We start from the raw sequence: 15,747 nt of genomic DNA, 5'->3' as shown, positions 1-15,747 counted from the left end.
GTAGGCTGCGGGCTTGAACCGATGTACGGGATTTGCCTGCATGAGCGATACATCGCCACAGATACTCTCGGTCAGTGATCTGAACCGTGGGGCACGTCGGGCTCTGGAAGCCGACCTCGGCGACTGCTGGGTCGAGGGCGAACTCTCCGGAGTGTCGCGCCCGGCCTCCGGGCACGTCTACTTCACGCTCAAGGATGACCGTGCCCAGGTACGCAGTGTGTTGTTCCGCAACCAGGCGCGTTTCGTCTCCACGCCGATGCGCGACGGAGACCTGGTACGAGTGCGTGGCCGAGTGTCACTGTTCGAGCCTCGCGGCGACTATCAGTTGATTGCCGAAGCCGTGCAGGCCGCCGGCATCGGCGCCCTTCTGGTGGCGCTCGAGGCGCTCAAGACTCGCCTCAGCGAACAGGGCATGTTCACCAACCAACGTTCCCTTGCCTTTCCTCCCCGTCACCTGTTGGTATTGAGCTCAGCAACTGGCGCAGCGATTCGCGATGTCCTTGCCGTGCTCGGCAAGCGCTGGCCTCTGGCGCAGGTGACGCTGATTCCAGTACCGGTGCAGGGTGCTGAAGCCGCCCCGGCGATCATCGCCGCTCTGGGGCTGCTCAATCGCCAGACATCACTGGACCCCGAGCGCGATGTGGTATTGATCACGCGTGGCGGAGGCAGCCTTGAAGACCTGTGGGCCTTCAACGACGAACACCTGACACGCGCGATTCACTACTCACGCTTACCGGTGATGGCAGCCATCGGCCATGAAGTGGATACCAGTCTTGCCGACCTGGCTGCAGATGCCAGTGCACCGACGCCCTCTGCAGCCGCCGAGCGTCTGGTGCCTTCAGCCCAGGAGCTGAGCCAGCGTCTCCAACAACTCACCCAACGCCTGTCGCGCATCCAGCAGCATCAGCTCGGCCAACAGGCCCAGCGTCTCGATCATCTGCGACTACGCCTGCGCCATCCTGGCGAAGGACTGCAACGCCAACGTGACACCCTCGAACAGCTACAACAGCGCCTCGCTCGGGCATTGCACAGTTCGCTCGGCAATCATCAGCGGCACCATAAGGATCTTGCTCGACGCCTGACATTACGCTCCCCGAGCGCTGAGTTACTTCAGGCACGTCATAACCATCGTCGTCTGACCCAGCGGCTCCTCGCCGCACAGCGCTCGGACCTGCAGCGCCATCGCGAACAATTCAGTTCCCGCATGCGTGAATTGCAGGCTGTCAGTCCGCTGTCGGTCCTCGGGCGCGGCTATGCGATCCTCAGCAACGAAAACGGCCGAGTGATCCGCAAGGCGGACCAGACTCGGCCGGGAGAAACCCTCACCGCACGTCTTGGTGAGGGTGAAGTGACGCTATCTGTCAGTGCGGTATCGCCCCCGCCTGAGCGCCAGGCTTGAAGGCCGAAGGCTCCAGCTCATGACGTGACAGCAGCTTGTAGAAGTCGGTGCGATTACGTCCAGCAATACGCGCTGCTTGAGTGACATTGCCTTCGGTGATCTTCAACACCTTGACCAGATAACTGCGCTCGAATCCGGCACGTGCGTCATTGAACGTCGGTAGCGCGCTATCCTCCGCCGCCAGTGCCTGCGCGACCAACGCTTCGGGAATCATTGGCGCGCTGGATAGTGCCACGCACTGCTCGACCACGTTGACCAACTGACGCACATTACCAGGCCAGGCGCTGGTCGCCAGCAGGTTGAGTGCTTCCGGCGAGAAGCCCTTGACGAACGGCTTGTGACGCGAGGCCGCCTGAGCCACCAGGTGCTTGACCAACAGCGGCACGTCCTCGGCACGGTCCTTGAGCGGCGGCAGCTTGAGGTTGACGACATTGAGGCGGTAGTACAGATCCTCGCGGAACTCTCCCTCGTGCATGGCCTGGTCGAGGTCACGATGGGTCGCCGAGAGTATCCGAACATCCACCGGTATCGATGATGTCGAACCCAATGGACGCACCTGACGCTCCTGCAACACACGTAGCAATTTGACCTGCAACGCCAACGGCATATCACCGATCTCGTCGAGGAACAGCGTACCGCCGTCAGCTGCCTGGAACAGGCCACCATGCTCACTGATGGCTCCGGTAAAGGCCCCACGCGCATGACCAAACAGTTCGCTTTCCAGCAACTGCTCCGGTAATGCACCGCAGTTGATGGCGACAAAAGGCTTATCGGACCGTGAACTGGCCTTGTGAATGGCGTTGGCCAGCAACTCCTTACCGGAACCGGAAGGCCCGGTAACCAGTACGCTGACATCAGAACCCGCCACCATGCGTGCCTGTTCGAGGATGCGTTCCATCTCTGGACTACGCGTGATGATGTCTTCTCGCCAGCTGTCATCACCCTCACCATTACCGGACAGGTGCGACAGAGCATCGTCGATGGCACTGAACAGCTCGTCGCGATCCACCGGCTTGGTCAAGAAGCTGAAAACTCCCTGACGGGTGGCGCTGACTGCATCGGGAATCGACCCATGAGCAGTCAGAATGATGACAGGAAGGCCCGGCATACGGCGCTGAATCTCTTGAAACAACGCCATGCCGTCCATCTCATCCATACGCAGATCTGACAGCACCAGGTCGGGACGCCCTTCTTCCAGACGCTTGAGTGCATCACGTCCAGTTTCCGCAGTGGTCACACGATAACCACGGCTCTCCAGACGCATGCCCAACAGTTTGAGTAGGCTAGCATCATCATCGACCAGCAGAATGTGGGCCGAAGTTCTGGCGCTCGGGGTCGTTGCGACTTGCTTCATCTTGGATTCTCCAGAGGCTTTACTCCACCTGTTGACGCAGGTTGATACTTTGTTCGATCGCGGTCATGGCTTCCAGCTTGTCGGCAAGGGCCTCGTTCTCTTCCTCCAGGCGAGCCACTTCACCCTGTTGCTGGTCAACTCTGGAGGACAGCTTTCGACGCCCTTCCAGCTCATTCAGCCAGTAACGGAAAAGTGGCTGCAGTGCGCCAGGCGCAGCTCCCAGGTCGGCCTTGTATATCTCCGATGCCTGATCCCATTGAGATTCACTGCCCCAGCTCATGACCACGGCGCGACTCAAGCGCTGTTCGGGAGCGTGTCCCGCCAGGCGAGGCAGCATGTTATCGCGCCACTCGCGATCACCACGTTGCGCGGCCAACCCGAAGGCGACCCAATCGGTGAGCATGCATGGGGATTCAGCAAAATTCGGCACGTCCGCATTACAGGAGGTCAAATCGACTTGTTTGTCGACATCGACCGGGCGCGAGGAAGTTTCCATAGGAAGCATTTCGCACCCCGCCAGCCCGCCCATAAAGGTTACCAGCAGCGCTGACTGCAGCAGACGTGCACTCGCTCGCTTGCTGAACTGCATCACCCTAACCCCTTGTTTCATATCGTCAGATCCCTTGCGTTGCTGCCTGTCTCTGCAGGCATCTGCTTATGCTCTTCCTGTGGCTGGGCAACCGGCAATGTCAGCCTGAAACATACTGCCCAGCGAGGGTCATCAATCAGCTCCAGTCGCCCGTTCTGCACACGGGCGCAATCGGCCGCTACCGAAAGTCCGATACCCGACCCCTTCAGCGCGCCCTTGCGCCGAGCCTGCCCCTGGTAAAAAGCCTCAAACAGATGGGGCCGGTCCTGCTCGGCGATCGGCTCACCTGTATTGGCAACTTCCAGCTCCAGCCGATCATGATGAGCCCGGGCACGAACCAAAAGCTCACCACCATCTGCTCCATAGGCCACCGCGTTGGATATCAGGTTATCCAGTACCCTGGCTGAGGCCTGATGGTCGGCATACCAATGCAGAGGGCCCGAGAACACTTCCACGCGCATATCCTTGGACTGCAACCCGAGGCGGTGCTTGGCCAGTACTTCACGCAGCACCGTAGCCATGTCGAGGCGCTTGATCTCAGCGGAACGCGAGTGCTGAAGCAGATTATAGTCAAGCAACTGCTCAATCAGTCGTTGTAACTCAGCTCCACTGGAGTCGATCAACTCCAGTACTTCCCGCTGGCGGGCGGTCATCTCGCCCGCCACTCCATCAGACAACAGCGCCGACCCCTCTCGGACACTGGCCAATGGCGTCTTCAACTCATGCGACATATGACGCAGGAACTGTTGCTTCTGAGCCTCCAGCTCATCCAGCCTGGCAGTCAGCCAATCCAAGCGTTCGCCCAATGCCACCAACTCTGCCGGTCCCTGTACGCGCTGCGCACCGACAGCACCATCCTGGTAACCACTGCCGATGCCGAGAATGCGGCGTTCCAATTGTCGCACCGGCCGGATGATCAGCCGGGTGAACAACAGCATCAGCAACAGACTCGCCGATACCAGTGCGCCGGACTGCCACCACAAGCGCTGTTGCACATCGTGAGCTCGGCTCCTGATGGCATCGAGGCGCTGGTCAATCCGCGCATTGGTCTCGCGACGCATGCCTTCGACATGCTCCGAGAAGGTACTGAACTGCTCCAGCGCCTCGCTATATTCTTCTGGTGACAACTCCGGAAGTTTCGCCAGTTCATCCAGTTGCTCTTCCAGAGCCCGGATATCTGGACTGCCGGTCAACAGCCTCTGCTGCTGTGCCAGCAGATCGCGAAACTCTTCCAGGCGCGTGGAGAATATCTCCAGCAGACTTTCCTGCTGCACGACCTCGTACTGCCTCGCGCCGCGTTCCATTTCTACTGCCAGCGCCCCCAGAGTGCGTGCTCGGCGTGTCTCCTCCACAGCCTGACGGGCACTGACCTCAGCCAGCCGTGAAAGCTCCGACAGAGCCTGACCAGCCTGGTACATCAGCACGCCCAGCGGCAGCATGACGACAAGGAAGGCGAGCAGAACCAGTTGTAACAAGGAGCGAGGGCGCCATCGGCGCGTTGCGGCAGAGGTCATGGCCAGTGATCTATGAAAGAAAGTGAAGGAAACGTCCATCGTTCCATCCAGAGGATACCAGAGTCGGCCCACTTGCCCTCGAATTCCCGCGTAAATCAACAAGAAAATGGTTCAAAAAAAGGGCCGGCATAGCCGGCCCGAATACGCAGGGAACTGAAGGGGTTGAAAAACAGATCAATCGACCGCCTGGTCCGTCCATTGAACAGTTTTCCAGTGGCCCGAAGGCCCGAAGCCATATCGACACCTACGTCACCAGGAACTGGGTTATCGATATGCAGGTGGTAAACCACCTCGCCTCGTTCTTTACATCGCCGCCTTGCCGCAAGCGTCGACGTTCAAATCGTATTTCCCGCTTTCCAATCAAAAGCTGGGGGGTGGCATCCTTGCCAAAGCATCCTTGCTTCTATCGATACCTCTCCGTGCCACTACAGCTAGTACCGTCTCATCGCAACCTTGTGTCGCACATCGCGCGGAGCAGACGCTGGATAACCCGAGGACACACAGGGCAGTGAGGCCCTCGATAATCCGGAAGGTGAAACCAGCCTGAGCCGGCCACCTTCCCTACTCGCTATAAACAATGCCATTAGCATGCCACAATCAGAACCATTCCTTTATTTTCAAAAGGTTAAAAAATAAAATCTTGATGAATTTCAGAACCAACTAATCAAAGCCTCTCCGAACAACTGTAATTCGTCTCTAAAAAGGGACGATAATTGAGAGAAAACGATGAAGTCGTTATAAAACAAAAAGATAGATAGTCTCCATCTGGAGACACATGCAGAAAAGTTGCTGACAGGAAATCGCGACACCGGACTTTCGTGCCCGGTGTCGCCAGCACAAGAAAGGAGTGCCGGCCCCTTGATCTCAGAAGCCGGCACGATAAAGGATCAGTCCTGGACGTTACAGCGGCTTGACCAACACCTTTGATTTACGGGCGTGATTGTAGGCGTCACGACGCAGAGGTGGCAGTGCCTCGAACGATGCCAACGCAAAACCATGCTCGAGGAACCAGTGTGTGGTATGGGTAGTCAACGCGAATAGATTGTCCAATCCCTCGCGCTTCGCCAGACGTTCGACCTCGGCGAGAAGCCGCTCGCCACGTGCGCCGGAGCGATATTCCGGATGCACCGCAACACAAGCCAACTCTCCAACCCGCGCATCAGCAAAGCGATGCAGAGCCGCACATCCGATGATCATGCCATCACGATCAATCACTACGTAGTCGTCGACCTCATGCTCGAGCCGTTCCCGCGAGCGCGGTACCAGCATGCCATTACGCTCCAGAGGCTCAAGCAGCTCCAGCAGGCCGCCGATATCACCGATCTCGGCAGCACGTAGCTGCTCATAGCGGTGCTGGGTGATCATGGTTCCGATGCCGTCTCGTGTGAATAGCTCGCCCAACAATGCATCCGGGTCGCGCCATGACAGCAGGTGGGTACGTGCGACCCCGTGCAGAGCCGCCTGACAGGCGATCCCCAGGTGACGGGCCAGCTCACTTTCGGGATCTTCCCCGGCCAGCAGAGGCGCCGCTTCAGAGGGACTCATCTGGCGCAGCAATTGATCTTCGCTATCACGTAGGCCATCCGCTTCACCCAGCAGGATCAGTTTGTCGGCTTTCAACGCCACTGCCGCTTGCTGAGCAACTTCAGCGGCATCCAGGTCAAACACCTCACCGGTGCTCGAGAAGCCCAGCGGCGGCAGCAACACCAGCACCCGTTGTTCGAGTTGGGCACGAATACCCGCCGCCCGAACACGACGGACTTCACCTGAGCGCTGGAAGTCCACTCCTTCGCGAACCCCGAGTGGCTTGGCCATCACCAGATTGCCCGAGACGGTTGTCAGCTCAATGCCATGCAGAGGAGTGTTGGGTAATCCCAACGACAGGCGCGCTTCGAGCCATAGGCGTTGCTCAGCCGCGACGCGTTCAACACGCGCCATGATGGTATCGTCCGCCACCCAGCGCCCCTGGTGCCTGACCGGCTGGAGACCGTCGTTCTCCAGGGCACGATGCACCTGAGAGCGAATACCGAATACCACCACCAGATGGACACCCAGCGTATGCAGCAATGCCAGGTCCTGGATCAACGACTCGCCTCGTGATCCTTCCATGGCCTCGCCTTCGATCAGTACAACAAAGGTTCGCCCACGATGCGCATTGATATAGGGCGATGAATGACGAAACCAATCGACGAAGGAAAAGGGCGTGTTCAAGGCCGCGCAGCTCCATAAACCGATAACAGGAAAGATCGAATCACTATATCAGAGGGAATAGGCGCCCGGCACCGCTGCCATAGCCTCCGATACGCCGGCTGCAGTCCGTGTCGATCAAGGCCCTTGAACGCCAACGGCGCCCGAAGGCGCCGTTGGCGACCAGCATTTCGTTCCGCGGCTAGCCGAAGATGCCCTTGAACATGAAGAAGAAGGCAATCGCCAGACCAGCACCTGCCGGCAAGGTAATGAACCACGACATCACGATGGTACCGATGACACGCAGGTTGATGGCGGCGATACCACGCGCCAGACCTACGCCCAGCACAGCGCCTACCAACGTATGAGTGGTCGAGATCGGCAATCCGGTACCCGACGCCAGCACCACGGTCATGGCAGCCGCCAGCGTCGCGGCAAAGCCACGGCTCGGCGTCAATTCCGTGATGCCGGTACCGACCGTGGCGATAACCTTGTGGCCATAGGTCACCAGACCGACGACGATACCGCCGCCGCCCAGCACTAGCACCCACCACGGGATCGAGGAAGCCGCCTCGATGCTGCCCTGATGCTGCACAACGCTGATGACTGCGGCCAGCGGACCTACAGCATTGGCGACGTCATTGGAACCATGTGCAAATGCCATGGCACAGGCGGTAAAGATCATCAGCACGCTGAAGATGCGTTCGACGCCCTCGAAGCCAAAAGAGTCCTTCTTCTGCTGGCTGCGGTTGATACGCTTCTCACGCTGAATACCGATTCCCATCAGCACCAGCCCCAGAATCACCGCGACCACGAAGCTCTCGAGGAATGACAGGTGCAGCCCGACATGCTTGAGGCCCTTGACCAGCGTCACCATGGACACGATGAAGCCGACCAGAAACACATACATCGGTACATAGCGCTTGGCTGCAGCGAACGGGTCATCGGCCTCGAAGATCATGCTCTGTATCGAGCGAAACAGCATGAAGGCAATCGAGCCTGCGAGCAGTGGCGACACCACCCAACTGGCCACGATCTGGCCAACCTTGGGCCAGCCCACTGCATCCATGCCCAGACCGACAACGGCAAAACCGACAATGGCACCAACAATGGAATGCGTGGTCGAGACCGGCCAGCCTTTCATGGAAGCAATAAACAACCAGCTACCTGCGGCCAGCAGCGACGCCATCATGCCGTAGACGAGGTACTGAGGGTCCTGTGCCAGCATCGCCGGATCGATGATGCCCTTGCGGATGGTCTCGGTAACCTGACCACCGGCCAGCCAGGCGCCGAGAAACTCGAAGATAACCGCAATAATGATGGCTTGACGGATGGTGATGGCTCTTGAGCCCACCGAGGTGCCCATGGCATTGGCCACGTCGTTGGCACCCACGCCCCAGGCCATGAAGAAGCCGAATGCGCAGGCCATCAGGACGAAGATATCGCCGTACTGAGTAATGATCGACATGGGATATAACCCTTGAAACGTTCGAAACAGGATCCAGAAGTACATAGACCGCCCGTAGGCGGTCTTCAGGGGTCAGAGCTCAGCGCGCCGTCATGATCTGCAGGCGGCTTCCGACACGCTCGGCACGGTCGGAGACCTCGCCGATCCATAGAATGATCTGGTACAGGAACATCACATCGACCGGCGGCAGAGATGCTTCCAGTTCGAACAGTTGGCGACGAATGGCGATCTGCTGCTTGTCGGTGCGGTTCTCGAGGTCGTGCAAATCACGAATCAGCTTCTGCACCAGTTCAGTCACATTGCGACCAAAACCGGACTCGAGCAGATCGCCCAACTCTTCCAGCGCCTGACGCGCCTTGGCGACACTGGCAACAGAGGTCTCGATATAATCGCGCATTGGCTCTGCCAGCGGTTCCGGCACACGCATGCGGCGACCCAGCATAATGCCGGTGATATCGCGAGTCTTGTTGGCAATCTTGTCCTGCACGGAGATCAGATCAAGCAGATCCGAGCGCGATACGGGCAGAAACAGCGTATTGGGCAGATTCAAGCGCAACTCGGTCTTCAGCGAGTCGGCATCATGTTCGAGGCGAGTGATGGTTTCTCGATGCTGGGCAGCGGCGTCCCAATCCCCCTCAAGCGATGCCTCGAAGAACGGCAACAGCTCGGCGGAGCAATCATGAACCTTCTTGATGTGGGCCAGCAGCGGTTGAAACGGCGAACGGCCAAACATCACGGAAAACGGATTTGATGTCACCATGGTAAGTCACGGACACTGAGTAAATGGCGGCGTCAGTATAGTGATCCACCACTGTCACGTCATGGAAAAATTCATGTCATATTGATGGTGTACCCCCTCAAGCCCAGCCCAAGGAGTAATCAGCGATGAGCCAGGAAGTGGAAATGAAGCTGGCCCTGGGCCAGCAGGGCCCTGAAACACTGCGTCAGCACCCGCTTCTGACGCACCTCCCTTCTTCCCGCGACCAGCTCACCAACACTTATTTTGATACGGCAAGGGGTGATCTCAAGCAGGCACGCATGGCTCTGCGCCTGCGACGGACCGGGAATGGATGGGTGCAAACTCTCAAGACCAGTGGCACTGGCAGTGGCGGCATGTCACAGCGTGGCGAGTGGGAGTGGCCGGTACCCGAGGCTCAATTGGACCTAGCCGGGTTGGCTGAGCTACCGCCTATCAACGATTTGCCGAATGAGGTACTCGAACATCTCGAGGCACGCTTCACCACTGATTTTCATCGTCAGACCTGGCTGTTGTCGGTGGAACAGAACCAGGTCGAACTGGCGCTGGATGAAGGCGAGATCCGTGCCGGCGGGCGTCATGTGGGCATTCGTGAGCTGGAGCTCGAGCTAAAGCACGGTAGTGCTCAGTGCCTACCGGAACTGGCTGAACAGTTGGTTTCACAGGTCGCATTGCGCCCTTCCGACACCAGCAAGGCGGCGCGTGGGGCGGCCCTGCTTGCAAACGCATGGCCTGCTCTCGAAGCAGGTTCGGCAAGCGTTGTGTTGCACAACATCAACATGGCGCTGGACGCCTTCAGCGATACTGGCGAGCGTCAGTGGATCAACCGGGCCATTGATTGTCTTGAACGGCTCGGCCACATGCAGCCCGAGCTACAGGAGGATACCGCTACACTGATCGTGCTGCTGAGGAACAGCAACAAATACGACTGGCTAACCCCGCAGCTGGGCAGCATGCTGCTGCGGCTGGCCCGCCAGCTGCCGGATCACATCGAGATGGCCTGAAGCCGTCAGGTCCTGGGCACTGGCCCTTGAGCCAGAACAGACATAGACAGAGGATATATTCGTGATCAACGGCTTCAAGCCTGCCGCCGAGGGCGTGCGCACCCGCATATTCCAGGTCATCTTCGAGTCTGACACACGGATTGCCAAGGGCTTCGATATCCTGCTGATCTTCGCGATTCTCAGCAGTGTTCTGGTGGTCATGCTGGAAAGCGTCGAGTCACTGCGCCTGCAGTACGGCGAGACCTTCTATACCCTCGAATGGGGCTTTACCGTTCTGTTCACCATCGAGCTGGCCCTGCGCCTGTATTGCCTGGACCGCCCCTGGAGTTATCTGAAGAGTTTCTACGGCGTCATCGACCTGATCTCGATCCTGCCCAGTTGGCTGGCACTACTTATCCCCGGCGCTCAATCACTGATCGTGGTACGGATGCTGCGTACTCTGCGTATCTTCCGGGTACTGCGACTGATGGAGTTCGTTGGCGAGGGGCGTCTGCTGCTGGATGCCCTGAGGCGCAGCGGACGGCAGATATTCGTGTTCCTGTTCACGGTGTTCATGCTGGTCAATATCTTCGCCTCGCTGATCTATCTGATCGAGCCTCCCGAGGCCGGGTTCACCAGCATCCCAACATCCATCTACTGGGCAATTGTGACCCTCACCACCGTCGGTTATGGCGACATCGCCCCGGTCACTCCATTGGGACAAGCAATCAGTGTCATGGTGATGTTGACCGGTTACTCGATCATTGCCGTGCCTACTGGGGTCTTTTCCGCCGAGGTGATTCGCTCGGTACGCGCCGACCGCTATTCAGAGGAAGCCTGCCCAGGCTGCGGCCACGACCGTCATGACCACAGTGCGAAATACTGTCTGTTGTGCGGAACCTGGCTTGATGAAACCACTCCGGACCCCCACGAAGACAATGATGGCTCGGCCGGGGGTAATTCATCGCCAACGGATTCCGCCAGCAGTCAGACCGACAGCAGCCAGACCGCCAGCAACAGCGACGACACTTCCGACCCGAGCCAACCTCGCAACGGGCCCAGCGTCTAGCTGGCCCTGCCGCTCCGGGACCTAGTCCTCGAAGGCGCTCAGGTCACCGCGTCCACGGCGTACAATTGTCGCGGGCAGGTCGCGCATATCCACCACACTGGTCGCTTCGAGGTGGCAGGCGCCGCCATCGATGACCGCCTCGAGGTGCGCGCCGAAGCGATCACGAATTTCTTCCGGATCGGTCATCGGCAAGTCTTCTCCGACCGGGATCAGCGTGACACTCATCAGCGGTTCACCAAGTGTATCCAGCAACGCTCGAGTAATCGCATGGTCCGGCACCCGCACTCCGATCGAACGGCGTTTGGGGTGCAACAATAGCCGCGGCACTTCGCTGGTGGCCTGCAGAATAAAGGTATAGGCACCAGGTGTGTGGGCCTTGAGCAAACGAAATGCGGTGTTATCGACCTTGGCATAGGTGCCAATCTCGGAAAGATCCGCACACATCAAGGTGAAGTTGTGCTTGTCGTCCAGCGAACGCAGCCACTTGATCTTCTCGATGGCCTTCTTGTCTCCCAGATGGCAGCCCAGGGCATAGCCGGAGTCGGTGGGATAGGCAATCACCCCTCCCTGGCGAATGATCTCTACGGCCCTGTCGATCAGGCGCTTCTGGGGGTTGTCCGGATGAATCTGGAAATACTGGGTCATAAGATCTCCTTGCAGGCTTGTACTTGTCCCCAGCCAGCAAGCCGAGGATGCTTCCATACTGGCGCGACCGACGTCCGGGGTACCGGGCTCATGGAGCCAGGCGACAGATGTCCACCGGGAAAATGGAAGTCACTGCCCAATGAAGCAAACAATCCACGCTCATCCAACTGGCGAGCCAGATCACGGGTCACATCGGTATTCTGGAAGCCGCTGACCAGTTCCGCCGCCTGACCTCCGGCAGCCTGAAAATCGTTCAACAGCAGTCCGCGCTTGCGGCGGGTCAACTTGTAGCGCAGCGGATGTGCCAGTACCGCAACACCTCCTGAATCCAACACCCATTCCACCACTTCCGACAACCACGGCCAATGGGATTTGACATCGCCCGGCTTGCCGTTGCCGAGATACTTTCGAAAAGCCGTATTCAGATCCGGTACCAGGCCATCCTCGACCAGTAGGTGAGCAAAATCCGGCCGCCCCAGTGGGCGCTCACTTCCGGCGCGAACCCGAGCTCTGGCCAGCGCATCGGTAAGACCGATGCGCTCCATACGCCTGGCAATGGTCTGTGCACGCAGTTCTCGAGCCTCGACCTGAGACGCCAGGCCGGCTTCCAGCAGTGGGCCCGCGCCATGAGGCAGTAGCCCCACCACGTGGATGTTGATCCCATGCCACTGTGACGATAGCTCCGTTGCCGGCAGCACGCTGATGCCGTAACGTTGCGCCGCTGTCTGTGCCTCGGCAACACCGGCTACGCTATCGTGATCGGTCAGCGCCATATGCGACAATCCTCGCTCGGCACACAGTGACACCAGCGCCTCGGGAGACAAGGCGCCATCAGAGGCAGTCGAGTGCATATGCAGGTCAACGGCGAGCGCTTCGCCGGTAAATCCATCGGGCAATAGGGGCATGAGGCAGGTATCAGGATGTGATTTGCATGACGCATGACGCCAGCCAGCGTCTTTGTCAGAATATAAGCACATGGTGCGCGCGGTACATGGCGTCGGTCAATGACGATCATTCCGGCAGGGTTGCCCACAGGCAGCTCTCACCACTGCGGCACCCACCTGTTGCATGTTCCATCATGCCCCTCCCTGGCTATGGTAGCCCGGGAACAACTGAGGAAGATTAGATGCTCTACGCGATCATCAGTGAAGATGTGCACGACAGCCTGGAACGCCGCATGGCAGCCCGCCCAGATCACCTGGCTCGCCTCGAGGCCCTGCGTGATGAAGGCCGCCTGGTGCTGGCCGGCCCGCACCCAGCAGTCGACAGCGACAACCCTGGCGAAGCCGGCTTCAGCGGCAGTCTGGTGGTGGCTGAATTCGATGATCTGACCAGCGCCCAGGCCTGGGCCGACGCCGACCCCTTCATCATTGCCGGTGTCTATGCCTCGGTAACCGTCAAGCCATTCAAGAAGGTTCTACCCTGACATCAGGTTTTCACCGCTGCTGGAACAATAATACTCTGTCACAGAGCACTGGCTCGTTAGCGTTGAGTAGCCGCCCTTGAAGTCTCATCCACAGAGGCATTCATCCACAGGCGGTTACTCACAGGAGCTGTGGAAAAGTCTGTTGAAACGCCGCGGACGTCTTTCTGAAAGCCGCTTGTCACGGCGCCGAAAGACAACTGATCAAATCATGACCACTCGCCGATAGAGAACCTCATACGTGATCACCACTGACGGCCTGCCCCCGTTGGCGGCCGCCGAAACCGCCCAACTCGATTGGCGTAACGACGATACCGGCGAAGCCAGCCCACACTCCACTGCATTCGACGATGTCTACTTCTCGCGTCACGATGGTCGTGCCGAAACACAGCATGTGTTCATCGCCGCCAATCGACTGCCGCAGCGCTTTGCCGAATGGCAGGAGTCGCGCCCCTTCGTGATCGGCGAGACCGGTTTTGGTACCGGCCTCAACATGCTCTGCGCCTGGCAGGCTTTCGAGCAACACGCTCCCAGCAGTGCACGGCTACATCTGGTGTCGACAGAGTGTTTCCCCATGCAGCGCAGTGACCTGCAACGCGCTCTTTCCAGTTGGCCTGACCTTGCCGACAAGGCGGCAGTCCTGGTCAGGCAATGGCCCGCTGCGGTCACTGGCATCCACCGCCTCATCCTGTCTCCGAGGGTTATTCTCGACCTGCATATCGGCGATAGTTGCGAGCGCCTGGCACTACTCGATGGGCAGGTCGATGCCTGGTTTCTGGACGGTTTTGCTCCGTCGAAGAATCCCGATATGTGGCAACCACAACTGTTCGAGCAAATGGCGGCTCGCTCTCGACCAGGCGCAACCTTCGCTACCTTCACCTGTGCAGGAATCGTCAAACGAGGGCTCAAGGCAGCAGGATTCAACTGGCGCAAGGTGCCAGGCTTCGGTCGCAAGCGTGAAATGCTGGCTGGCGAGATCGACACACCTCCCACTGACTCACGCCGTCAATCGACCCCCTGGTTCTCCCCACCCCATCCACGTTCCACCACCAGAATAGCCATCGTGGGTGCCGGCATCGCCGGCGCCAGCCTCGCGGAAGCCCTTGCACGCCGCGGCATCGAAGTCCTGCTGTTCGATGCCAATGGCCCCGGCAGTGGTGCTTCCGGCAACGAGCAGGGCGCGCTATACGTAAAACTCGCCGCCGAGACCAACGCCCAGAGCCGCTGCTATCTCGCCGGCCTGCTGTACAGTCAGCGCTGGCTCCAACGTCTCGACCCAGAGCAGCAGCTGTGGCATCAAACCGGGGTATTGCAACTGGCCAGTACCGAACGTGAGCAGCGCCGTCAACAGCGCTTTATCGCCAACCACCCGCTGCCCGAAGACGTGGTGCGTCAGGTGAATGCCGAGCAGGCCTCGCAACTGGCAGGTGTGCCGTTGCCCCATGGCGGGCTCGACTACAGTCAAGCTGGCTGGGTCCGCCCCCGTCGGCTCTGCGAGCAACTGGCCGCCAGCGCGGGGGTTCGCTTTATCGCGCACAACGTCGAGGCTCTCACGGGGAATCCACAGCGTGGATGGCAGCTGAGATTGGACAATGCCGAACAGCTTGAGGTCGATCAGGTCGTGATTGCATCGGCCCTCGGCGCACGTCACTTCCCGCAAAGCGCCAATCTGCCATTGCAACCAGTGCGAGGCCAGGTCAGCCGTCTGGCACTAGCCGAGAATATGCCAGCACCGTCGCGTGTGATCTGCGCAGGTGGCTACGTCGCCCCGCCACTGGATGGCTGGCTGACCTTCGGTGCCACCTTCACGCCCAACAGCAGCAATAGCGAAGTGTGCAGCGAGGATCATCAAGCCAACCTCGCTGAACTCGATCAGACACTGCCCGGTTACCCGGCGCGCCTGGCCGCTGCGGGGCAGTCGCTGGCAATCGATGACTTGCAGGGCCGCGCCGGCATACGCGCCGCCAGTCCGGACAAATCGCCCTACGCTGGCCCGGTGCCCGATGAAGCAGCGTGGCGCACGGACTACGCCACGCTGACCAAGGACGCTACGCGCATCGCCGCGATCCCCGGCAAGCACCACCCCGGCCTGTGGATCAGCGCTGCGCATGGCTCCCGAGGACTCGCCAGTGCGCCGCTGTGCGCCGAACTACTGGCCTCGCGCATCTGCGACGAGCCATTACCGCTGGAAGCACCACTGGCCGATCACCTGCATCCGGGACGGCGGATCATACGGGATCTGGTGCGGGGAAAGAGAGAAGAAGGAAGAAGGAAGAAGACAGAGGTGAGAGGTGAGAGGTGAGAGGTGGGTAGTTTCTTCCCTCTTTCCCTCCAGTCTTCCTTCTTTCCCCTTTCCCTC

The 15,747-nt window shown here is 59.4% G+C and carries 13 protein-coding genes; 5 read left to right on the top strand and 8 right to left on the bottom strand.

The genetic code is table 11. The features are described from left to right. Positions 1-40: 40 nt before the first annotated feature. Positions 41-1,399, top strand: a complete 1,359-nt coding sequence (xseA, locus tag AR456_RS03425; protein WP_021819950.1) for an exodeoxyribonuclease VII large subunit — start codon at positions 41-43, stop codon at positions 1,397-1,399. Here xseA and glrR read toward each other — a convergent pair. The 6 genes from glrR to AR456_RS03395 form a co-directional block, all read right to left on the bottom strand. Continuing rightward, positions 1,362-2,753 carry a two-component system response regulator GlrR gene (glrR, locus tag AR456_RS03420; protein ID WP_021819949.1) on the bottom strand — a complete coding sequence of 464 codons (1,392 nt, stop codon included), beginning with the start codon at positions 2,751-2,753 and terminating at the stop codon, positions 1,362-1,364. The genes xseA and glrR overlap by 38 nt on opposite strands. Positions 2,754-2,772: 19 nt before the next feature. Next, positions 2,773-3,363: a hypothetical protein gene (locus AR456_RS03415; protein ID WP_236995533.1), complete on the bottom strand. Its 591-nt coding sequence runs from the start codon at positions 3,361-3,363 to the stop codon at positions 2,773-2,775. Next, positions 3,360-4,895, bottom strand: coding sequence for a sensor histidine kinase (locus AR456_RS03410; protein ID WP_021819947.1), 1,536 nt, complete (start codon positions 4,893-4,895; stop codon positions 3,360-3,362). Before AR456_RS03410 ends, AR456_RS03415 begins: the two co-directional genes overlap by 4 nt. An 861-nt stretch (positions 4,896-5,756) precedes the next feature. Continuing rightward, entirely contained in the window at positions 5,757-7,067 is a 1,311-nt protein-coding gene (argA, locus tag AR456_RS03405) for an amino-acid N-acetyltransferase (protein WP_021819946.1), read from the bottom strand. Between the two features lie 178 nt (positions 7,068-7,245). After that, positions 7,246-8,511, bottom strand: a complete 1,266-nt coding sequence (locus AR456_RS03400) for an inorganic phosphate transporter (protein ID WP_021819944.1) — start codon at positions 8,509-8,511, stop codon at positions 7,246-7,248. A gap of 79 nt (positions 8,512-8,590) precedes the next feature. Next, on the bottom strand, positions 8,591-9,271 hold the full coding sequence (locus AR456_RS03395; protein ID WP_035588751.1) for a TIGR00153 family protein: 681 nt from the start codon (positions 9,269-9,271) through the stop codon (positions 8,591-8,593). A gap of 125 nt (positions 9,272-9,396) precedes the next feature. On the opposite strand from AR456_RS03395, the gene AR456_RS03390 reads away from it, so the two are divergent. Together AR456_RS03390 and AR456_RS03385 are read left to right on the top strand one after the other, a co-directional pair. Next, positions 9,397-10,272, top strand: coding sequence for a CYTH domain-containing protein (locus tag AR456_RS03390; RefSeq protein WP_021819942.1), 876 nt, complete (start codon positions 9,397-9,399; stop codon positions 10,270-10,272). Between the two features lie 64 nt (positions 10,273-10,336). Then, entirely contained in the window at positions 10,337-11,320 is a 984-nt protein-coding gene (locus AR456_RS03385) for an ion transporter (protein ID WP_081694716.1), read from the top strand. 21 nt (positions 11,321-11,341) lie between these two features. Here the strand turns inward: AR456_RS03385 and AR456_RS03380 are convergent, their stop codons facing one another. Both AR456_RS03380 and AR456_RS03375 read right to left on the bottom strand, forming a co-directional pair. Next, positions 11,342-11,965, bottom strand: a complete 624-nt coding sequence (locus tag AR456_RS03380) for an L-threonylcarbamoyladenylate synthase (RefSeq protein WP_021819940.1) — start codon at positions 11,963-11,965, stop codon at positions 11,342-11,344. Then, the gene (locus AR456_RS03375; protein ID WP_021819939.1) at positions 11,962-12,870 is read right to left on the bottom strand and encodes a PHP domain-containing protein; all 909 of its coding nucleotides are present in this window, start codon (positions 12,868-12,870) and stop codon (positions 11,962-11,964) included. Before AR456_RS03375 ends, AR456_RS03380 begins: the two co-directional genes overlap by 4 nt. A gap of 221 nt (positions 12,871-13,091) precedes the next feature. Here AR456_RS03375 and AR456_RS03370 point away from each other — a divergent pair, with 221 nt between their 5' ends. Together AR456_RS03370 and mnmC are read left to right on the top strand one after the other, a co-directional pair. Then, positions 13,092-13,391, top strand: coding sequence for a YciI family protein (locus AR456_RS03370; RefSeq protein WP_021819938.1), 300 nt, complete (start codon positions 13,092-13,094; stop codon positions 13,389-13,391). A 238-nt stretch (positions 13,392-13,629) separates the two neighbouring features. After that, positions 13,630-15,690 (top strand): bifunctional tRNA (5-methylaminomethyl-2-thiouridine)(34)-methyltransferase MnmC2/FAD-dependent 5-carboxymethylaminomethyl-2-thiouridine(34) oxidoreductase MnmC1, encoded by a 2,061-nt coding sequence (gene mnmC, locus AR456_RS03365; RefSeq protein WP_021819937.1) that lies wholly within the window; start codon positions 13,630-13,632, stop codon positions 15,688-15,690. Positions 15,691-15,747 lie beyond the last annotated feature (57 nt).

Origin of the sequence: Halomonas huangheensis, from assembly GCF_001431725.1 — a bacterium.
GTDB lineage: Bacteria > Pseudomonadota > Gammaproteobacteria > Pseudomonadales > Halomonadaceae > Halomonas > Halomonas huangheensis.
This window is presented reverse-complemented; position numbering and strand designations above follow the sequence as displayed.